We start from the raw sequence: 21364 nt of genomic DNA, 5'->3' as shown, positions 1-21364 counted from the left end.
CTGCTGCGTTTTCAGAGGAAGCCGAGCTTCTTCATCAAATCACCGATGGCCGTTTCCTGTGCCTCGAGGAAGTTCAGGAAATCATCGCCTGAATTGTGGATATTGACCCAGCCGTTGCGGGCACGCACCGCTTCCCACTCGGGCGTGTCATACATCTTGGCGATCGCGTCCTGGTACATGGCCAGCTTGTCATCCGGCAATCCGGGCGCCGCAAAGAACCCGCGCCAATTGACAAAGGTGGCGTCGATACCCTGCTCTTTCATCGTCATTGCGTCAGGGGCGGCATCGACGCGGGCGTCCGAGGTTACGCCGATGATTTTCACTTCACCCGCATCGGCCAGATCGACAGCTTCTGAGAAACCGGTCGACAGGGCGGCGATTTCACCTGACAGCAAGGCGGCCATTGCCTTGCCGCCCGCGTCATAGGGAATGTACTTTACCGCCAGCGCATCCTTGCCAGCTGCTTCCATCACCATGGCTGCAACCAGATGGTCCATACCGCCGGGAACAGACCCGCCGCCGATGGCCGTGCCAGAGGGGTCGGCGTCAAAAGCAGCCATCAGGTCGGCCATCGAGTTTATCGGGCTGTCCTTGCCGACAACAATGGCCGCATAGTCACCGATCGTGCCTGAGACGAGCGTCAGGTCGCGAAAGTTATGCGGGAAGACACCCGTCAGTGACCGGATCACGATGGGGGTCGAATTAACCATCAACGTTCCATGATTACTGTCAGCATTTTCGATCAGGTATCCGATGGCCTTGCCGCCCCCTCCTCCTGACATGTTCTCATAGGATGCAGTTCCGACAAGTCCGGCTTCGGTAAGGGCTTCGCCCGTGCCCCGGGCGGTGCCGTCCCAGCCACCACCCGCGCCACCGGGGATCAAAAAGTGAATGCTGTCCAGAACCTGCTGGTCATCGGCCACAGCGGGGCCTGTCAGACCAAAAGCAGCAATCGCGCTAAGAAGTGTCCGGCGTCCCAATTCAAAATTTGGCATATTGTCCTCCCATTTGACATTTGTCCGCATGGCGGCTCAGTTGAAGGGAAGCAAAGCACGTCAACCTGACACTAACCTGTCACACACGGGAATTTGTACGGAGGGACGATGAAATTTCTTCTGATAGAAGACAACAAAGACCTTGCCAACGCCGTCGCATCGCGGATGCGACTGGATGGGCATGTCATTGATCACGCAGAGAATTTGGAAGATGCTTCAGCTTTCGCCGCCCAAGGTGAATACGATCTGATCCTGTTGGACATCATGCTTCCGGATGGCGACGGTCGCGCGTTTCTTCAAAAGCATCGGGCCAGTAATTTCGACACTCCTGTGATCGTTTTGACTGCCCGCAGTCAGGTTTCGGATCGAATCGGATCGCTCGATCTGGGCGCGGATGACTACGTTACCAAACCCTTCGATCACGCCGAATTGGAGGCGAGATGCCGTGCCGTCTTGCGTCGAAGATCCGGTAACGCAAAGACCACAATCGAGGTTGGTGGCATCGTGCTTGATCCGGTTGCAGGTCACCTGACTGTAGAAGGTCAAGCCGTTACTTTGCGCAATCGCGAACTGCGCCTACTTGAGTTGTTCCTAAATGCTCCAGGCAGAATCTTTTCAAAACCCAAGCTGGCCGACCGGCTGTTCTCGTATGATGACGATGTTTCGGAGAACGCGATCGAGGTCTATGTCGGTCGCCTGCGCAAACATCTAAGGCCCTCAGGGCTGAGGATCACCACGTTGCGCGGACTGGGGTACCGGTTGGATCAAGATGGATAGCCCCGCCGTTTCCGGATCGCTCAGAAACCGGTTGGTGCTGACGCTAATCGGCGGCGCGGCAGTTCTTGCACTGCTCTTGTTTTTCGCCGTTCGAAACTTTGCGGTACAGGTCGCCCAACAGGGGCAGGACAATATCCTCGATGCGTCGGTTACATCGATGCTCGACGCGGCTGCAATTCGGGATGGCGTGGTCGAACTTGACTTGCCCTATTCCGCGTTTTCGATGCTGAGCACACCTGCAGATGACCGCGTTTTCTATGCGATCCTGCAGGACGGTGAGTTTCTGTCTGGCTATGAAGACTTGCAATTCTCCGAAATCTCGCCGGACAAACGCCCAACTTTCCAATCCAACCAGGTACGAGGGGCGGCCGTTCGAATAGTCAGCGCCAGCCGCACCTTGATCGGTGCTGATAAGCGAACGGAAATCCAGGTTGTTCTCGCTCAGACGCAGGACGCGCTGTCTGAAACGCTTGACCGGATATCGCGCAACGCCGCGCTCTTGGGTATCGGCTTTTTTACCCTCGCTGCGGCCCTGTCGTTTTGGGCAACTTCGGCCACCATTGGCCAGTTGGGCAGGCTCACAACCGCTGTCACACGTCGAGGGCCGCAGGATCTGAGCCCATTCAGGCAACCGGTCCCGCAGGAAATGACACCACTGGTTTCGTCGTTGAACTCGCTGATGGGGCGACTCGATCAATCTCTGAGCCAATCCGAATACTTCATTGCCGAGGCGGCGCATCGAGTTCGTACGCCACTTGCAACCGTTCGATCTTATGCCGAGGCAACGTTGCAGCGTGTCGACAAAGAGGAAAACCGCGAGGCAATGCGGTCCATGATAAAGGCCATCGACGAAAGCTCCCGCGCTGCAGGCCAGCTTTTGGATCATGCGATGATCACGTTCCGGGCGGATCATCTCGTGCGGGAAGATATCGACCTTGTCGAATTGGTGCGCGATCTGGTTATGCGCCTGACGCCGATTGCAGAAATGAAAGACCTTTCGCTTTCGCTACAGGGCAGCCCAAGCGTTCCTTATTCAGGGGATCCTATCCTGATCCAGAACGCCACGCGAAACCTGATCGACAACGCGATGAAATACGGACCCGCTGAAAGTTCCATCGAGATCACGGTTTCCGCAAAGCCCAGACCCCAGATCGCCGTCTGCGACAACGGCCCCGGCTTTCCATCGCACGAGATCGCAACGTTGACCACGCGGTTCCAACGGGGGGAAAATTCCAAGGACACAATTGGATCCGGCCTGGGATTGACCATCGCGCAGGATGTCGCCGCGGCCCATGGTGGCAGGATTGATCTTTCAAACCAACCGGAGGGCGGCGCGTGCGCAACCTTGTTGCTTTAGTCCTGATTTTCTTGTGCCATGCAGGATGGGCGCAAGATTGGGAAGATCGGCAAGTCTTCAGCGAAGCCGGGGCAACGACTTCGCTGCGCATTATCTCAAGTACGGACACGGATCTGTTTGCACCGCTGATCGAGGAATTTGTCGCCGCGAACCAGGATGTTGCCATCGAGTATCTGGTGACCGGAACAGCGGATATTGACAGACGCGTTCGAAAGACGCCCGAGGCGTTCGACATTGCGATCTCCAGTGCCATGGATTTGCAGTTGAAACTCGCAAATGACGGGTTTGCCCTTGCTTTGGAAAGCGTCTCTCACCCGGCCTGGGCGGAATGGCGGCAAAGTCTGTTCGCCTTCACCTCCGAGCCGGCCGGCATTGTCATCAACCGATCCGCTTTCGATGGGCTGCCGATCCCGCAGTCTCGACAAGAGTTGATCGAGGCGCTGCGCGCCCGACCGGACGTGTTTCGAAACCGGGTCGGTACTTACGACGTGCGCCAATCGGGGCTGGGCTATCTTTTCGCGACGCAGGACGCGCGGGCTTCTGAGACTTTCTGGCGACTCATGGAAGTGATGGGCAGTCTTGATGTGCGCCTTTATTGCTGTTCGGGCGAGATGATTGACGATCTCACCGATGGGACAATTGCCGTCGCGTACAACGTTCTAGGAAGTTATGCCGAAGCGCGTGCCGAACACCAGAATACACTTGAGATCGTGTTACCCTCCGATTTTCCAACGACAATGATGCGGACAGCTTTTGTCTCAAGTGCCACTCGGGAACCGGAAGCCGCCGAAAGGTTCATCCGGTATTTGGTCGCGTATCAATCCAATCCAAGCGATGGCACACGATCGTTGCCGCCGCTCCACGGAAGAGGGCAAGGTTCTGAACGTGCAACCATTGCGTTGGAACCCGCTCTGATGACGTTTCTTGATACGCTGAAGCGAAACAAATTTCTTGCCGAATGGGAAAACGCGCTTATCCAGAATTAGGGCGGCATTGCGCGTTATGAGTTTCCGAACCCTGGCATTGGACGATCTTGCCGCATCAGTAGGTTTGGGCTCGATCCGAACCACCGCTGCAGCGCGAAGGAAGCTCCGATCTGGCACGTCACCATTCCGGATATTTCCGGCAGGGAAATCGCAGCCGTGATCGAGTTGACTGGAAACCCCAGATACGTCGAGTCATACCTGCTGCGGGCCTTGATCGACATTGGTGTTCTTGCTTTCTCGATCATCTTGCTCGGAGTCGAGGTAATTCTGGCTCTGGCCGCGCGCTCCATTTGGCGGCCTCGCGAAGCCGTCATCCGGCTTTCGAACGGCCGGAATGGATTGGTTATTTCCGAATGGCTGAACGGCTGGGTGCAGCCGTGGCGTTGGTTTTCGCGATCCTGACTGTCGGTGGTGACGAACCGGGTCCCATCTTTGTTGGTTTGGGAGATTTTTCTTTGTCAGGTCTGCTCGCCTTCGGCATTGTCCATCGTGCAAGACATGCCGGGGGAGGGTCGGCGACATGAACAGGACTGGAATCTCACTGTTTGTCTTATTCCTAGATATGGCGCTCGCGGGGCCTACATTCACACAGGGCAAGACGGTTCTATTCGCCACATGGCGTGGCTGCGAAAAGGCCTGCAAGGGCGTCATCGACTATTTGTCGGAAGTTGCCCCCGAGGTTGAGATCCTTCTACGTGACGCTGCCCGCAACCCTGACCGTTTGACCGGAGTCGTCAAGGAGGCGCGTGCGCAGGGCGTCGATCTAATTATCTCGTGGGGTACCACAGTGACGATCGGTACAGCAGGGAAGCTATCCGATCGTGACGTGCCGCCCCTTAACCATAAGAATCCTCAGGTCTTTATGATCGTCGCGAATCCAGTAGGTTCCGGGATCGTTGAGAGTTTGGATAGCACCGGGCGCGATAACCTTACGGGCGTCTATAGCCGGGTGCCAGAAAATGTGAATGTTAAAACTCTGTGAAGTCTGCTCCCTGAAATTCAGACGCTCGGCCTTCTGTACAATCCCAACGAAGTGAACTCGGTTCTCAAACGTGACGAGATGTCGGAATTGCTGCCACAACTTGGTGTTCGGTTGATTGACGTTGCCTTTGCTTTGTCCGATGACGGCGCGCCGGTGGTCGAGGATATCGGTGATCAAGTTCGGTCGATCAAGGCGCAGGGCGCAGAGGCGCTTTATGTGGGCAGTTCCTCTTTCTTGCGTTCCAACGCCGCGATACTAGGCGCTGCTGCCAGGGATGCCGCCTTGCCCGTTATAACACCGTACGAGGAAATGGTCCGGAACGGCAATGCGCTAATCTCGATGGCCGCAAGATATTATGACGTCGGCCAGTTTGCGGGACAACAAGTAGCCGCCATTTTGATCGATGGTGCAGACCCGGGGAAAATGCCGGTTGCGCAGGTGAAGAATTTCGCTCTGACAGTGAATCTGGATTTCGCCCGTGCCATTGAGACCTGGCCTCCGATCGATTTGCTCAAAATTGCCGATATGGTGAAATGAGATCCCGCTATCTAACCGGCCAACTCACATCAAGCCCCGTGAAACAAGGCTGCTCGTATCGCGCATATCTGACTAATGGATCAAAAGTAGCGGATGCCAATATCCCGCTCGCCCTACGACTCGAAAGGCGAGTTTAGCTTATTTGCAGCCGATGGGGTCATCGCGGCGAAAGATCACCTCGGAAGCGTTTAACGCCACCCCAAAGCTCGGCGCCGGGCTGCGAGGCATCTTCCTTGGAATATCGCATGTACTCCTGGATAACTCTGCCCGTTGCCAACTACTTAAGTGATTGAGTGTTGACCTCAGCGTAGTTGCGGTACCTGGACAACTTGCCGATTCCGGGATTGAACGAATTGGTGGGATCGCAACATTTGTAATGCGCCGCCAGATCGGGTTTGGCGTGATAGAGGTGGCCGACATTGTGTTCAGCTGGATATTCAGCACCCCGTTCGTCAAGTAGCTTCAGCATCGCCGCTTTCAGCGCCTTTGGGTCGGCACCCTTTTTGACCACGTAGTCCTGGTGCATCACGTGGCACATAAAATGGCCGTAGTAGAGTTTGTGAGCAAGTTGTTCTGCAATATCGGATGGTAGTTTTTCCAGCCAATCCTGATCGTTGCGACGCAGCGCCACGTCCAGAGCGATGATATCCTCAACTTCATTCGCGTGAATCGCCATGTAGCGGACAGCAGCACCAGCAGCAGCAAAGCGGTGAAGACCGGCAATCTTGGCTTCGCGCGTAGTGCAATCGAAATAGTCCGCATCGCGATCTTTCAAAAAGGAAGGCAGCCAGTTGCCGGCCTCGGCAATTCCATCGTTCTTCATTTTCAGAATGAGATGGTGTTCATAACGGTCGCGAAACTGCATCATGCGTTTAGGCAAAACCCGAGGCCACAGAGATACCGCAGCCTGCATGAAGCGGTCGGTGAAATTGCGCAGGAAGGGAACCCGTCGCAGCCGCGCATCGACCGCACCTTTCATCGCAAAAAACATCGGCAGCCGATCGGTGCCAAGCTTGTCAATCATGACCACCGTGTCTTTGCCGTATTTCACAGTGATATCGAATACTTCGCGCTGCATGTATTCGGCTGACACCGGCAGGGATTTGAATTCGGACAGGATATGCCGGCGCAGCGCAACCAGATCGCCCGGGTCGTTGGTGCCGATGTAGAAGACCTTTTCGGCCTCGTTCTTGGGGAAAGTGTCAAGGCGCACGGCAAAGACCGCCAGTTTACCGGCAGATCCTGCCGTTTCGAAGAGTTTCCCTTTGTCCGCGTTGAACCGCGCCGGTGTTTCAGCGTCCACATCCCGTACGATCTGCGCATAGTCGCTGGCCGAGGCGCGTTTATTGGTGGGATCAGGGGTACGGTCGAAAGTCCCGGCGTCCAGGTTGGCCAGAATTTCTTCGGGCGTATCGCCCAGGTCGATGCCTAGATGGTTGACCAGTTCCAACTCGCCCTGCTCAGTGATCCGGGCAAAAACAGAAAGCTCGGTGTAAACCGGCCCGCGCTCGATCAGAGAGCCGCCAGAATTGTTGCAGACACCACCCACAATCGATGCGCCTATGCACGATGATCCGATCACCGAATGTGGCTCGCGTCCCATCGGGGCCAGCAGTTTCTCAAGTGCGAAGAGCGTGGCCCCCGGAAAACTGACAATTTGTTCCCCTCTGTGCAGCGGCACGAGTGTATCCATACGGCGAGTGTTGATCAGCACTACGTCGCGGTCATAGCTGCCCGAGGGGGTCGAGCCCTCGGTCAGACCGGTATTTGCCGCTTGCATGATAACGATCTTGTCGGCTGCGACGCAGGCCTGAAGTACTTTCCATTGCTCCAGCAGGCTGCCGGGTTGAATGACGCACAGCGCCTCACCCTCGCCCGAGCGGAACCCGCGCCGGAAGCGTTCCGTCGCACGCTCACCAGTCAGAACGTGGCGCGGTCCGACGATAGAACGGAAGTGTCTGATCAACTCGTCATTGGTCATGGCAGCCCTCGTCTCGGGTTAGGCGGCGCGAAAGCGGATGTTCTCGCGGTTCAATTGGTCGATACGGGTCACACCCATCAGTTTCATGTCGCGTTCGATCTCGGCCCGCATCAGCCCCAGAGCACGTTCGACACCCGCCTGCCCTGCGGCGGCAAGCGGATACAGGTAGTGCCGACCAACTCCCACCGCCTTGGCACCAATCGACAGCGCCTTGAGCACATGGGTTCCACGCTGAATGCCACTGTCCATCATCACGTCCAGCTTGTCTCCAACTGCATCGACAATCTCGGCCAATTGATCAAACGGCGTCCGCGATCCGTCCAATTGGCGGCCACCGTGGTTCGAGAGGATGATGCCGGTGCAGCCAATCTCGGCAGCACGACGGGCATCTTCAACGGTCATGATCCCCTTGAGGCAGAACTGACCGTCCCAGTCTCGCACCATCTGCGCCACGTCATCCCAGTTCATCGACGGGTCCAACATGTCGGTAAAATACCCTCCGATCGAACTGGCACCGCCGCCCATATCCACATGTTCCTCTAGCTGTGGCAGACGGAATTTCTCGTGGGTGACATAGTTGATCCCCCACATCGGTTTGATCGCGAATTGGATCATGCCGCCCAGTGTCAGCCGGAACGGGATTGAGAAACCGGTCCGTAGGTCTCGTTCCCGATTTCCACCGGTGATGCTGTCGACGGTCAGCATCATGACCTCGACGCCCGCCTCTTTGGCACGCTGCATCATGGCTGAGTTCAATCCGCGGTCTTTGTGGAAGTAGAACTGATAGACCTGCGGGTTTTTGTGTTTCTGCCGAAGCTCCTCCAGCGAGACAGTCCCCAGAGAGGACACACCGAACATTGTCCCGTGTTTCTCGGCCGCCGCAGCAACGGCGCGTTCGCCCTGATGGTGGAACAGGCGCTGCAACGCGGTGGGTGAGCAATAGACCGGCATGTCCAGCTTTTGCCCCATCACCGTGACCGACATATCTACGTCCTTCACCCCGCGCAGGACCGAGGGCAGTAGATCGCACCGGTCAAACGCATTGGTGTTTTCGCGGTACGTCACCTCATCATCCGCGCCACCGTCGATATAGTTGAAGATCGGCCCCGGCAGCCGCTGTTTGGCCAGCCGCCGGAAGTCGTGGAAGTTATGACATTGGCTCAGACGCATCGGATGAGCTCCTTAGTAAGCGACCGAGGGCAGCCACGTTGCAAGGGTCGGCCACAAGAAAACCAATGCAAGTCCGGTCAACTGTAGCAGGACAAAGGGGATAATTCCTTTGTAGATATGCGTCAGTTTAATCTCTGGCGGGCAAACGCCTTTCAGGTAGAACAGGGCGAAGCCAACCGGCGGTGTCAGGAAGCTGGTTTGGAGTGTTACCGCGACCAGGATCACGAACCACACCAGCGCCGGCTCATCCAGAACTCCAAAGCCCGGGATGTCGATGCCAAGCCCGTTCACGATGGGGCGCATCAGCGGCAGTACGATCAGCGTGATCTCAATCCAATCCAGAACAAAGCCCAGCAGGAAGACGATGAACAGGATGAAGATGATAGTGCCATTGGCGCCAAAGCCCGTGGATTGCACCACATGTTCGATCAGCTCGTCGCCTCCTAGTTCTCGCAGAACATACGAGAACACGGTCGCACCCAGGAAAATCGCAAAGATATAAGCGGTGGTGTTGAAGGTCGATACCAGCACGTTCCACAGTTTGGCAAAGGTCAGCTTGCGATAACCCAGCGCCAGCAGAGTGGCACCCAAAGCACCGATGCCAGACGCTTCGGTGGGTGTGGTCAGGCCCGCGAAGATCGAACCCAGAACAGCAAGGATCAGGACCAGCGTCGGAATGACGGCAACCAGCACATCCTTGACGGCCGTCCAGTCGGGGGCTTTTGCGCCTTCGGGGACAGGGGCCGCGTCGCGCTTCACCAGCGCGAGGATGAAAATGTAAGTCAGGTACAGGCCACCGATGATCACACCCGGAAAGACCGCGGCCATGAACAAATCGCCTACAGACAGGGCCATCTGGTCTGCCATGATCACCAGCATGATCGACGGCGGGATCAAAATACCAAGAGTGCCTGAGGCGGAAACCACACCTGCCGCCAGTGTCGGTTGATACTTCTGCTGCATCATCGACGGTAACGACAGCACGCCCAGCAACACCACTGAGGCACCAATGATCCCGGTTGAGGCCGCCAGAATGATCCCGATCAGGGTTACGGTAATGGCAAGACCACCGCGCACGGTACCAAACAGGCGTTGCATCGAAGTCATTAGACGCTCGGCCACACCGGATTCGTCCAGCATCAGACCCATGAAGATGAACATCGGCAGGGCCACCAGAACCGCGTTGGACATGGTCGCATAGACCCGGTTCACCACAGCGCCGAGGGTCAGGTAATCAAGCCCGGTAAATGTGCTCTCCAACCCGGTCCACAACATTAGGTCATTGTCGAACAGATAGGCGAGACCGCAGAAGCCAACGCCGACTCCGGCCAGCACCCAGGCCACCGGATAGCCGGTGAACAAGAGCGCGATAAAGGTAAGGAACATCGCGATGACCAATTTTTCCTCGGTCGTTTCGACAAGGAAAGTTAGACCGACGCAGACGGCGGCGAATACTGCCAGAACCAGTAGGATGCGGCGCAATGGTGCACCTTCGCGTTCAGAGGCCGGTCCATAAAGCAGCGCGTGCCCGTCATGGATCAGCCGCGCCACCGCCGCCAGCGCCAGCAGGACAAAGCTGATCGGGATAACCGCCTTGAAAGCCCACCGCGCAGGCAAACCTGTGGGGCTGTCCGAGCGTTCGTTTACGCGGAAGCTCTCGTAGAAATAGTCATACCCCTGATCAATCATCAGATAGATGAACGGAGTCAGCAGGGTCAGGATGCCGATCACCTCGATGATCCGCTGCGCACGGCGAGACAATTGCATATGCAATACGTCAACGCGCACATGGCTATCGGTGATCAAGGCATAAGAGATGCCGATCATCGTGACGATGCCATAGAAATGCCACTGGATCTCGTCCAGCTTGGGATAATTCTGACTGAGCAAATAACGCAGCGAGACCTGAGCGAAAATCGCCCCCATCAGCAGCACATTTGCCCACATGACCACATGGCCGACAGCCTTGACGCTTGCGTCAATAGCAACGGCGATCTTTTGGCGGTCGGTTTCGGGATGCTCCAGGATGCCTTCATAGGCTTCGACCGGATCAGTTAGGTTGTTTTGCGTGGCCATGGTCATTCCTCGCTCAGCAGCCCGGCGCGCGGGCAGTGAAAAGTTAGAAATTCCGAAGATCAGGAAAGAAGAACCGGAGCGGCGGATACCCCCGCCCCGGTTTCGTCAGCAAGGGAGTTTACTGACGGGGGAGGAAAGCGTTCGACTTCCAAAGCTCATAGCCGTCCCGGAACTCGTTCATGTCGGCCAGAACCTGTGCGAAGAAGGCGTCGTTGGCGGCCTCTTCTGCTGCAACTTCTTCCCAGGTTGCGCGGAATGTATCGAGCATCTCGGGCGACCATTGCTTGATGGTGACGCCGTTGTTTTCAACGTTGTCGATCAGGGCCGCATGCTGGATGGCCTCACCTTCGGCAAAGCTGTCCGCCATCGAGGCCTTACAGGCGCTCTCGATGATTGCCTTATGCTGGTCACTGGTTTCGTTCCAGACGTCCTTGTTGATCAGCAGTTCGAACACGGTCGCCTGCTGATGCCAGCCGGGGAAGTAGTTGAATTTCACAAGCTTGTGGAAACCGAGACGCGCGTCGATGGCCGGCATCGAGAATTCGGTCGCGTCGATGGCGCCTTTTTCCAAGGCGGGGAAGATCTCTCCCCCCGGCAGCAGCGATGTCGCGACGCCCAATTTCTGCATCACTTTGCCTCCAAGACCAAAGAAGCGCATCTTCAGGCCATTCAGGTCTTCGGGCGAATTGATTTCGGACGCGAACCATCCTGAGGTTTCTGGAGCGATGATGGCGCAGGGCAGAACTTTGACGTTATAGCCCGCCTGATCATACATCTCCTGATACAATGTCATGCCGTTACCATAGTAAAGCCATGCCATGTACTCGCCTGCCTCGGGGCCGAAAGGAACGGCCGAAAACAGAGGCGCAGCCGGGATTTTACCCGCCCAATAACCGGCGGTGGTGTAGCCCGAGTTGATCTTACCGGTAGATACAGCATCCAGAATTTCGAACGGCGGAACCAGCTTGCCCGGCTCATACACTTTCATTTTGAGCGTGCCGCCCGACATCAGCTCCAGCTGGTCAGCGACGCGCGGGATCGGCGATCCAAGGCCCGGAAGCTCGGTCGAAAAGGCGATCGGGGTTTTCAACAGCAGTTTGTCAGCGGCAACCGCCGGAGCGGCCATAAGGCCGGCGGCAACGGCGAGGCTCGTCAGGGTTTTTTTCATGAATTTTCCTCCAAAGTTTGTTGGAACAATGTCCAACCATCGGCGCAGGCTCCTCCAACGCCTCTCCGGTGGTAAAATAACTTTACCAGTCAAAACCAGTCAATATTTTTATTTACCACTGGTCATTTCCGACACATCAAGTGAAGATAAGTGAAGCCGACCTCGTCAGATGCGTTAAAGATAATGACAATAAGAATGTGCCCAAAATTTCCACAAAAACATAATACTAAGCTCAGAATTCCTACCATGTACTGCAGCTTGAGTTTTGATCAATTATGGTTATATTTATTTACCATTAATCTTTGATTTTGGAGTTAAGCAGAGGTCAACGTCATGAACCCCACAGCGATTTTTGAACCGGTTGGCCACGAATCACTGGCCGAAGCGGTAGTGGCTCAGATAGAGGACCTGATCGCCTCGGGCGTTCTGAAACAGGGCCGCAAACTACCTTCCGAAAGGGACCTGGCCGAGATGCTGCGCGTGTCGCGCCCGAAACTGCGCGAAGCCCTTTCGGTCCTCGAAGAGCGGGGCCTTGTTACAACTCAGCACGGTGAAGGAACCTTCGTCGCCGCACTGACTGGCCAGGCAATGATGCCGGCGCTGCTGGCACTATATGAACGGCACGAACCTGCATTCTTCGATTATTTGGAGTACCGGCGTGAGCAGGAAGGTTTTGCCGCCAGACTTGCTGCGCGCCGTGCAACAAAGGCCGACAAGGAACGGATTGCAGAAATTCTGGACGAGAATGAACGAGCCTGGCAAGAGAACGACTCGAAGGCATCGCAAGAGGCGGACTTTGCGCTCCACTCCGCAATTGTCGATGCCAGCCAGAACGCGACCCTGATCCACATGATGGCTTCGATTTACGAACTCACGCGCAAAGGCGTGTTTTACAATCGTGATTTTCTGAAAACGATCGACGGGACAGGCGAGAAGCTGTTGCAACAACATCTGGAGTTGGGTCAGGCAGTGATTGAAGGGGACGAGGCCCGCGCCGAAAAAGCCGCGACCGATCACATAGACTTCGTCGAGAAGTCGTTCAAACTGGGGATAGAGAGGCGTCGCTTGGAAACAATGGCCGAAAAGCGTCGGATGCTATCGGACTATCGCCCCTTTGTTTCGAAAGTTTGATCGCAAATAATGACTGGGCTTGGTCCGGATGTCAGCTCTCTGCGAAAAGGCGAGGATCTGTTGCTAAGATTGTTGCCTTTCACGCTTATCGGGGCTGCGGTTGAATGGTTGCCGGGGAATTGCCAAATTGTTCTTGGCTCTGCGTTGCGATAGCGAAGTCAAATGATCGTACCAACCTCCGTGCCTCGCCAAAACACTTCCGTTTCCCTCGCGAAATCATCTCCTATGCGGTCTGGGCCTATTATCGGTTCAACATGAGCACGGCTGATGTGGAAGGCCTGCTTGCCGACCGCGGGGGATTGTAAGTCGCGAAGCGATCCGGTTCTGGCTCAATCGTTTTGGCCGAAATTTCGCCGCCTGCATCAGGCGTGACCGGCCTGCACCGCGAAAAAATGGCATCTCGATGAAGTCGTTATTTGACCCGCGGCGTGAATCACTGGCTTTGGCGGACCATTGCCACTGCCCGCCTCATTCTAAATCCGTGATGCCATTAACACGAGGGCTTCACTTTTGGCAGTCAGACTCAAAAGTTTGCGACAAAGCCGTTTTAGATCAACTCAACACGGACCCCAGATTCACCGTTGAGCAAACGTTTTAGATGAAAGCTCGCCAACTGGTCATATGAGCGGTTTCCAACCAGTGCCGCAAAGGCAGGTAGTGCCTCGGGCGTCCCCGCCTCAAGCATCGAATATGCCATCAAATATTCGCGCGTACTTGGGCAATCCCATTGGTCTTTATCCAATGCTTCGAACGCACTCACAATGTCTGAGCGTCCCCTAAGTGCAAGGTTGCCGATAGGTCTGCCCTCAAAGTTTCGCGCCTGTTCGGCCAAGCTTGCGCTTATGCATATTCTAGTTCCAAGTGTTTTATTGGCTTGTTCCAAACGGGCAGCAACGTTTACCGTGTCTCCATATGCGGTGTAGTCGAAGAATCTTTCGCCGCCAAAATTTCCCACAATTGCAGGCCCGGCATGAGCACCGATTCTTGTGGCTCCAACTAAAATCCCCTTACTTTCCCAGGAGTCTCGAAACTGTTCCGCTTGTTGGTCCAGCGCCAAGGCGCAGGCCACGGCCCGGTCGGCGTGATCGGGTTGATCTCCCGGGGCACCAAAAAGAATGTGCATGGCATCGCCGACAACTTTCGTGACCGTCCCTTCATGCGCAAAAACGATGTCCGTCATACCTGTTAGGTATTCATTCAAGAGGATTTCCAGTTGAGCGGGTTCGAGTGTTTCGGCCAAACCGGTGAATGAGGCGATATCGGTAAACAGGACAGAAATCTCGCGCCATTTCCCGGCAAGAGCGACGTCGTTCCCTGTCGCCGCCAAACTTTCGGCAAGGTTCGGAGAAAAGAAGCGGGACAAAGACGCGAAAGCTTTTTCGGCGGCAGCTTGGCGGCGATGGGCCTCGCGCAGCATTTCATCATACCGGACAGTTTTGGCGATCGTGGTTTCAAGGTCGGCAAAGTCGATGGGCTTGATCAGAAAATCGAATGCGCCGCGGTTCATTGCCGTGCGAATATTCGACATATCGCCATAGGCCGAGACAATGATGGTGGACAGCCCGGCTTCTCTTTCCTGCAGTTCCTGCAACAAGGTCAGGCCGTCCATGCGCGGCATGTTGATGTCGGTGATCACCAGATCGACACCTTTGTCGCTTCCAACTATTTCCAGAGCTTCGATGCCGTCGCGGGCGAACACGAAACTTATATCCCCATCCCGTATCTGGCGACGGAATTTCTGCAGGACCAGTGGTTCCAGATCCGCTTCGTCATCGACAAAAAGCACTCGCGGCGTCATGCGGCTTGTTCCACCCGCATGCGAATTTCTTCACGCAGGGATGCAAAATCGATGGGCTTGGTCAAAAAGCCCTTGGCGCCCTTTTCCGCCGCCAAGCGCCTGGTTTCGGCATCGCCGTAAGCCGTGATCATGAATACAGGGACATCCGGCCGGGCGGCCCGCACTTTCGGCAGCAAGTCCAGACCGCTCATGCCCGGCATGTTAATGTCGGACAGGATAAGAATCAGCATTGCATCATTTATATTTCGAATTTCGGCCAAGGCTTCGTCGGCTCCGAGGGCGAATTGCATGGCGAATTCACCCGCCCGCAACTCCTTGCGAAATTGCTGACGGAATAGGGTTTCTATATCGGCTTCGTCGTCAATCACGAGAACGAGTAAATTCATGGCGATCTCCTGCGGCCGCAATCCGCGGCAATATGACCCGGAACTCCGTGAACTCCCCCGGTTCAGTCTTCACCTCAATCCTACCACGATGTTGCTCAACGATGATATCGTGACTGATTGAAAGGCCAAGGCCTGTGCCTTCTCCGGCCGGTTTGGTGGTAAAGAAGGGTGAAAACAACTTCTTTTGAACTTCCCAAGGTATCCCGGTGCCATTGTCCCGAATTGCAATTTCAACGCTGTCACCGAGGTTTCTGGTGGAAGCCGTCAGGGTCGGTTCATAATCTTGGTCAGCACATTCTGCTTTCCGCTTCAGAGTCGCGTAAAAGCCGTTTGAAATCAGGTTGAGCAGGACACGCGTGACCTCCTGCGGGTACAGATCGACTGCGCCTGCATCCGCCGCTAGCGAACGGTTGATTGTGATATTGAAACCCTGCCGCTCGGCGCGGGCTCCGTGATAGGCAAGATTCAAACTGTCTTCGACAATGGAATTGACGTCGACGACGCGGTGCTCGTCGGATGTCTGTCGAGAATGAAGCAACATGTTTTTCACGATGGAGTCGGCCCGCTGGCCATGCTGCACGATCTTTTCCTGATTACCGCGCAGCATATTGGCCAGTTCTCGGATATCTTCCGCCGTCTCTTTGTCGGCTTGCAACCCGTCAACCGCTGCCGTCAATTCGTCAATGAGTTCAGCCGAAACCGATGCGAAGTTGTTGACGAAGTTGAGCGGATTTTTGATTTCATGCGCTATTCCTGCGGTCAGCTGCCCCAATGAGGCAAGCTTTTCGGTTTGCACCAAGCGATCCTGAGCTGCGCGGAGATCGCTAAGCGATTGCTCCAACTCTCTTGTCCGCGCCTCCGCGTTTTCGAACAGACGAACGTTTTCTATGGCGATTGCCGCCTGGTCTGCAAACGTGCCGGCAAGTTCGATTTCTTTTTCGTTGAACGGGTCCGGCTCAAACCGGGTCAGCAACAATACACCGATAGCGCGGTTTTCGCGTAGCATCGGCACGGCAAGGATCGTGCGGTATCCTCCCAACTCCCGACCTTCCAGAAAGGTGTATTCGCGGTCATTCATGATATCGGGAATATGAACGATACGACGTTCGATCAGGGCCCTACCAATCGCCGTGCCACGTTCCTGCTCAGTTGGCATGATCCTGATAAATTCGTTGAATTCGGCGGAAGTCCCAAAGCTTGCCACCCTACCAAACTGACCATCCAGTTCCCGGGCAATTATCCCCTGGTCGGCGCGGCATAGCCGGGCCGCAGCTTCGACGAGGGTTTGGAGCACATTGGTCAAATTGAAAGCCGAGCGGGAAATCACCTTGAGCACATCCGCCGTGGCGATTTGTTGATCCAACGACTCCCTTAACTCAAGAGACCTGGCTTCGACAGTATCGAACAGCTCGACATTGTTAATTGCGATCACCGCCTGGTCAGCGAATGTCGAAACCAGATCAATCTGTTTTTGCGTGAATGGTCGATTGGCCTCGCGCTGCATCGTGATGACGCCAATAGCCGTACCATCGCGAACCAATGGAACCGCCAAAACAGCGCGGCGTCCTGCGTGGCCTATGATGCCCTTGTCATAGTCCGGATCGGCGGCGGTATCCGGGACATGCACGGCACACAACTGTTTGGCCGCTCTCGCCGTCACTGATCCCTGTTGTCCTGATTTGATTGGGTGAGCCAGCAAGTAATCTGTCAGGCTTTTAGATGCCTTGGTTTGTAGGTGTGCCACCAGTTTGTATATGCCATTGTCTAACCGAAATATATGAGCGTCGTTGGCGTGGCAAAGCCGTTTCGCAGTACTAACGATGGCATCGAACACGGGTTGAATTTCATTGGGTGTACGAGAAATAACACCCAAAACGTCGCTTGTGGCAGTTTGGTATTCCAACGTTTGTTGAAGTTCGTTGGTTCGCGCCTGAACTTCTTCGAACAACCGTACATTCTCGATTGCGATCACGGCTTGGTCGGCAAATGTCGTTGCAAGTTCGACCTGTTTCTCAGTGAATGGTCGAACCACGGTGCGAGACAAGGCCAAAATTCCGATTGTCTCGCCGTCGCGCAACAATGGGACTCCCATGACAGACCGGTAGCCGGCGATTTCCTGCAACTCTCCCCACGAGTATTCGCTGTCTTCCAGCACGTCGACAATCTGAACCGGCTCGCGAGCTTTTGCGGTACGACCGATCATCGTACCGGGGCCTGGGGTCACATCCAAAGGTGACAGGAATTTTTTTATTCTTGCGTGCGATGTTTTGGAAAAACCGAAGCTTGCAGCAAACCGGTAGATGTCGCCGTGTCGCCGAAATATCCACGCATTCTCGGCCTCGCACAGGGTTGCTGCGGAATGGGTCAACGTGTCGAGCACCGTCTGCAAATCGAAAGCCGAGCGCGATATCACTTTTAGCACGTCCGCCGTTGCGGTCTGTTGCTGCAGCGATTCACGCAGTTCTTCCAACAACCGCGCGTTTTCGATGGCGATCATGGCCTGATCGGCAAAGGTCTTGAAAAGGCCAAGCTGTTTGTCAGACAAGGGACCAGAGCTCTCCCTGATCACGCTCAGAGCGCCAATCGCTTCATCACCGCGAACCAAGGGAAAAACCGTGATTGCGCTGTTGCCACTTGCAAGAAGATTTTGCGCGCCTGCTTTCAGATCGTCAGGGGCTTGCGCCGCGTCGGATAGGTCGACCAAACGCTTTTCCAAGAATGCAACACTATGAAGATACTCATGCGACAGCGGGATTGGAAAAACACCGCGAACTGCGGCCTCGTCCTCGTCATTCGATGCTGCGATGGCCACGACTTGAAGTTCTCGGTCCTGCGGCTTTGCTATCGTAACTTTACAGCCCGGAAATAGCTTGAGACCACTTTCGACAATCTCTTCGAACACGGGTTGCGCATCCGATAAAGAACTGGAAATGACCGCCAGAATATCGGCCGTCGCTGTTTGTTGTTCCAGGGCGTCGGCAAGATCGCGGTTGCGCAGTTCCACTTCCCGGAACAGACGGGCATTCTCGATTGCGATGACAGCTTGATCTGCAAAGTTTGACACAAGCTCAATCTGGCGCTCGTGAAAAGGATCGACCTTGGACTTGACCACAGTAATGACGCCAATCAGGCTATCCCCTTTCAGCATCGGGACACCCAAAAGTGTCCGGCCTTGATAACGTGCCGTGAGTTCGCTCAGCTTGTACTCGGGATCGCTCAGTGAATCTTCAATTTGCACAGCCTGACGTTCAAGTGCAGCGCGGCCCGCAGCCGATCCTCGGTCCAATGGCAAAGGATGATCCCGAAGATATTGCTCCTGCCCTTTTGGCATGCCTGTACCCGCGGACGCCAGTTTCAAAAGGTTCGCCTCAAGAATGAAGGCGTGCGCCCGTTCCGCACCGCATAGCCGTTTTGCCGTGTCGACCACGGTTGCAAGGACAGGTTCGGGATCAAATGATGTCCCGCTGATCATTTTCAAAAGGTCGGAAGACGCCGCCCTTTGATCGCGCGCCTCTGCCAACTCCCTGTTCCGGTCGGCAAGGGCCTTTTCAAGTTTCGAGGTTCTCACGAGCAAGTGAGATTTTTCGATGACCGCCGCGACCAAATCGGCGAGTACGGAAAGATGGCTGATCATGGTTTTGTTGAAACCAACCGCATCGCGATTGCCGACAACAATGGCGCCGGATGGTTGTCTGTCGCAAACTATGGGAACCGAAAGAAAACTCCGAAAACCGTCGCCGTCGTCAAATTTGTCCGGAAAATCAGGGCTGCTCAGGGTGTCCTGAATGCGAACGACTTCAGCCTTCATAAGTTTTCGAGTAATGGATTGACTGTGCAACATGGTGTCAAAAAAGTTGTCGCAGTTGCTGGTAGGTTCCGGAGAACACGTACAAAAGGCGGCAATGGTTATTTTTTGGTCATTAAATAAGAGAATGCCACCACAGTAGGAATTGCTGAGTGTGACAGCGTGGTTGGCGACACTGTTCAACGTTGACTGAAGATCCGTATTGACCATGAACAGATTGTCAAAACCGCCTCCAACACGATCTTTCGACAAAACAACTCGATTAAGATCGAGCTGTGGCGCTCCGGTCGTTTGATCCTCCGGGGAGGTGTGCGCTCTCCCAGAGCCGTCGTTTATGCGTTTGCGTTCCACAATATCCAGGTTGCGCCTTTTGCGTGGATTACCTGTCTTCTTGTCACCGCTGTTTCGGCTCATGTGCAATCCCATCAATGGCAATGACCAAGCTTTCAATGACCAGATTATATCACATTGCCCGAATGCCAGAGAAACTATTCCGATCGGTGTGCTCTGCCTCCTGATAACTGGATCGTCCGGAGACGGAGTTTCCCGCTAAGTTTCCCTGGCTGGGAGGGGGGCGGAATCGCACGAAGGATCATAATTCACGGAGGCGCAGAAGGCATTCATCCTGAAGCAGGGCGAGTAAGGCACACCGGTCGCGGAGATCTAGCGCAAGGTCGGGATCAACCAGCCCACCTACTTCAATTGGAAGAAGAAATACGGCGGGCTGCTGCCGGACGAGATGCGCCGACTGAAAAACGCTCGAGGATGAGAACACCCGACTGAAAAAGATCGTGGCGGACCTGACGCTCGACCGGGAAATACTTCGGGACGTCATTCGCCGAAAACTCTGAAGCCTGGGTTGTAATCCTAGCAACTGTATTTGTCATGCGAGCCGAGCGTTTCACTTTTGTCGTGATTTGCACTGCGCGTTGGCGATTGTGACGAGCTTTCTGGTGACGGCTGTAATGATGACTTTATGTGGTTTGCCGACAGCGTGAAGACGGTTGGCGAAGATCTTCAAGACTGGATTGTGATGGCTGGCGACGAGGGCTGCCTGGAACATCACATGTCCATGGGATAACCGATGAAGGCGAGATGATCTCGAAAAAGGTGAGCCGATCAAAACTGGAAGCCACCGTCCAAGAGCTCGACCCGGAAACCGTTGCAATGGAAGCGTGCGCAAGCGCACATCATTGGGGCCGAAGTTTCGAGGCCATGAGATATCCAGTGCGCCTCATTCATCCACGCTTTGTAATACCCTTTGTAAAAGGTTCCAAGAATGACGCGGTCGATGCCGAGGCGATCCACGAAGCCACTCTGCGCCCAACTATGAGATTTGTTCCCGCGAAGACGACGGAGCAACAGGATTTGCAGATGCTGCATCGAACACGCGACCGGCTCATTGCACAACGAACCGGACTGATTAATCACATTCGCGGCCTTCTGGGGGAATATGGCGTTGTCATTCCGGTCGGTGCTTTTCGGTTTCGAAAGGGTATCAGGAATGCCGTCGCCGAGGCCAAGCTGTCAGCTCTGGCAACAGAGAACTTCAACGCACTTATTGCCGAATTCGAAGCACTGGACAAACGTATCGCAAAGATCGACCGAAAGCTCGTTGCGATTTGTCGAACCGATGAGAGGTGCAAACGTCTGGCAACCCTGCCCGGCGTCGGCCCGGTGATCGCCACCGCTTTGATCGCCGCCGTTGATGACGGTCGACACTTCTCGTCTGGTCGAGCGCTCGCTGCATGGATCGGACTGGTTCCCAGACAATATACAACGGGAGGCAAACCTCGGTTGGGAGGCATAGGTAAACGAGGCAACCAATACCTGCGGCGCCAACTCATCCACGGTGCCCGATCCGTCCTTATCAGGATCGCCAATCATGACGATAAGCGCGCGAGATGAGCACAGGGCTTGCTGGCACGTGCCGGTCACAACAAAATGTTAGTCGCAATCGCCAACAAGACAGCGCGCATCGCCTGGGCGGTGCTGCGCAGTGAAGAAAACTACAAAGCGACTTGGCAAATAGTTCGGAAAGTTCCGGCGTTCTAAGAATGCGAGGTGATATGACGATGGTGTAGCGGCACGGGCCGCCTATTCACAGCCTGTAAGGAGTGATGGCCAGAGAAGGCCGGTCATCTTGGAAGGCACTGAAATCAGCGGATTCCATCGAGGCCAGGAGCCAAAATGCTTCAATCAAAGGCTGGATAGA

General features: G+C 55.2%; 16 protein-coding genes and 3 pseudogenes. 10 read left to right on the top strand and 9 right to left on the bottom strand.

Features of this window, described 5'->3' with window-relative positions; genetic code table 11:
• Positions 1–11: 11 nt before the first annotated feature.
• Positions 12–995, bottom strand: coding sequence for a Bug family tripartite tricarboxylate transporter substrate binding protein (locus ACR0AO_RS16215; protein ID WP_480605445.1), 984 nt, complete (start codon positions 993–995; stop codon positions 12–14).
• Positions 996–1103: 108 nt separating this feature from the next.
• Here ACR0AO_RS16215 and ACR0AO_RS16210 point away from each other — a divergent pair, with 108 nt between their 5' ends.
• The 6 genes from ACR0AO_RS16210 (at position 1104) to ACR0AO_RS16185 (ending at position 5634) form a co-directional block, all read left to right on the top strand.
• Complete coding sequence (locus ACR0AO_RS16210; protein WP_480605439.1) at positions 1104–1772, top strand: response regulator transcription factor; 669 nt, start codon at positions 1104–1106, stop codon at positions 1770–1772.
• Positions 1765–3129 carry a sensor histidine kinase gene (locus ACR0AO_RS16205; protein ID WP_480605436.1) on the top strand — a complete coding sequence of 455 codons (1365 nt, stop codon included), beginning with the start codon at positions 1765–1767 and terminating at the stop codon, positions 3127–3129. Before ACR0AO_RS16210 ends, ACR0AO_RS16205 begins: the two co-directional genes overlap by 8 nt.
• Positions 3108–4115 (top strand): ABC transporter substrate-binding protein, encoded by a 1008-nt coding sequence (locus ACR0AO_RS16200; RefSeq protein WP_480605432.1) that lies wholly within the window; start codon positions 3108–3110, stop codon positions 4113–4115. The genes ACR0AO_RS16205 and ACR0AO_RS16200 overlap by 22 nt, the downstream gene beginning before the upstream one ends.
• 156 nt (positions 4116–4271) lie before the next feature.
• On the top strand, positions 4272–4517 hold the full coding sequence (locus tag ACR0AO_RS16195; protein ID WP_480605428.1) for a hypothetical protein: 246 nt from the start codon (positions 4272–4274) through the stop codon (positions 4515–4517).
• Between the two features lie 118 nt (positions 4518–4635).
• Positions 4636–5097 carry a type 1 periplasmic-binding domain-containing protein gene (locus ACR0AO_RS16190; protein WP_480605425.1) on the top strand — a complete coding sequence of 154 codons (462 nt, stop codon included), beginning with the start codon at positions 4636–4638 and terminating at the stop codon, positions 5095–5097.
• Between the two features lie 3 nt (positions 5098–5100).
• On the top strand, positions 5101–5634 hold the full coding sequence (locus ACR0AO_RS16185) for an ABC transporter substrate binding protein (RefSeq protein WP_480605636.1): 534 nt from the start codon (positions 5101–5103) through the stop codon (positions 5632–5634).
• Between the two features lie 277 nt (positions 5635–5911).
• On the opposite strand, the gene dld is transcribed toward ACR0AO_RS16185, so the two are convergent.
• The 4 genes from dld to ACR0AO_RS16165 form a co-directional block, all read right to left on the bottom strand.
• Positions 5912–7615 (bottom strand): D-lactate dehydrogenase, encoded by a 1704-nt coding sequence (gene dld / locus ACR0AO_RS16180; RefSeq protein ID WP_480605422.1) that lies wholly within the window; start codon positions 7613–7615, stop codon positions 5912–5914.
• An 18-nt stretch (positions 7616–7633) separates the two neighbouring features.
• Complete coding sequence (locus ACR0AO_RS16175) at positions 7634–8785, bottom strand: alpha-hydroxy acid oxidase (protein ID WP_480605419.1); 1152 nt, start codon at positions 8783–8785, stop codon at positions 7634–7636.
• 12 nt (positions 8786–8797) lie between these two features.
• The gene (locus ACR0AO_RS16170) at positions 8798–10861 is read right to left on the bottom strand and encodes a TRAP transporter large permease subunit (RefSeq protein ID WP_480605416.1); all 2064 of its coding nucleotides are present in this window, start codon (positions 10859–10861) and stop codon (positions 8798–8800) included.
• 118 nt (positions 10862–10979) lie between these two features.
• A complete protein-coding gene (locus ACR0AO_RS16165) occupies positions 10980–12029 on the bottom strand; it encodes a TRAP transporter substrate-binding protein (RefSeq protein ID WP_480605413.1) in 1050 nt (349 codons plus the stop codon).
• 333 nt (positions 12030–12362) lie between these two features.
• On the opposite strand from ACR0AO_RS16165, the gene ACR0AO_RS16160 reads away from it, so the two are divergent.
• Entirely contained in the window at positions 12363–13160 is a 798-nt protein-coding gene (locus tag ACR0AO_RS16160; RefSeq protein WP_480605410.1) for a FadR/GntR family transcriptional regulator, read from the top strand.
• 162 nt (positions 13161–13322) lie between these two features.
• Positions 13323–13615: pseudogene (locus ACR0AO_RS16155) on the top strand (IS6 family transposase); the annotation flags it as partial.
• Positions 13616–13707: 92 nt separating this feature from the next.
• On the opposite strand, the gene ACR0AO_RS16150 reads toward ACR0AO_RS16155, so the two are convergent.
• Genes ACR0AO_RS16150 through ACR0AO_RS16140 form a run of 3 tightly spaced genes read right to left on the bottom strand, consistent with a single transcriptional unit; the run spans position 13708 to position 19563 of the window.
• Positions 13708–14958 (bottom strand): adenylate/guanylate cyclase domain-containing protein, encoded by a 1251-nt coding sequence (locus ACR0AO_RS16150; protein ID WP_480605407.1) that lies wholly within the window; start codon positions 14956–14958, stop codon positions 13708–13710.
• A complete protein-coding gene (locus ACR0AO_RS16145; protein WP_480605404.1) occupies positions 14955–15344 on the bottom strand; it encodes a response regulator in 390 nt (129 codons plus the stop codon). Before ACR0AO_RS16145 ends, ACR0AO_RS16150 begins: the two co-directional genes overlap by 4 nt.
• Positions 15319–19563 carry a GAF domain-containing protein gene (locus ACR0AO_RS16140; protein ID WP_480605401.1) on the bottom strand — a complete coding sequence of 1415 codons (4245 nt, stop codon included), beginning with the start codon at positions 19561–19563 and terminating at the stop codon, positions 15319–15321. Before ACR0AO_RS16140 ends, ACR0AO_RS16145 begins: the two co-directional genes overlap by 26 nt.
• A 208-nt stretch (positions 19564–19771) precedes the next feature.
• Between ACR0AO_RS16140 and ACR0AO_RS16135 the strand changes: the two are divergent.
• A pseudogene (locus ACR0AO_RS16135) lies at positions 19772–19994 on the top strand (transposase); the annotation flags it as partial.
• 56 nt (positions 19995–20050) lie between these two features.
• Here ACR0AO_RS16135 and ACR0AO_RS16130 read toward each other — a convergent pair.
• Positions 20051–20212 carry a hypothetical protein gene (locus ACR0AO_RS16130; protein ID WP_480605641.1) on the bottom strand — a complete coding sequence of 54 codons (162 nt, stop codon included), beginning with the start codon at positions 20210–20212 and terminating at the stop codon, positions 20051–20053.
• Here ACR0AO_RS16130 and ACR0AO_RS16125 point away from each other — a divergent pair.
• Positions 20200–21204, top strand: a pseudogene (locus ACR0AO_RS16125) (IS110 family RNA-guided transposase). The gene ACR0AO_RS16130 and the pseudogene ACR0AO_RS16125 overlap by 13 nt on opposite strands.
• Positions 21205–21364: the final 160 nt, after the last annotated feature.

Source organism: Ruegeria sp. AF8, from assembly GCF_056541825.1.
Note: the sequence above shows the minus strand (reverse complement) of the source record. Positions and strands in the feature narration are given on the sequence as shown.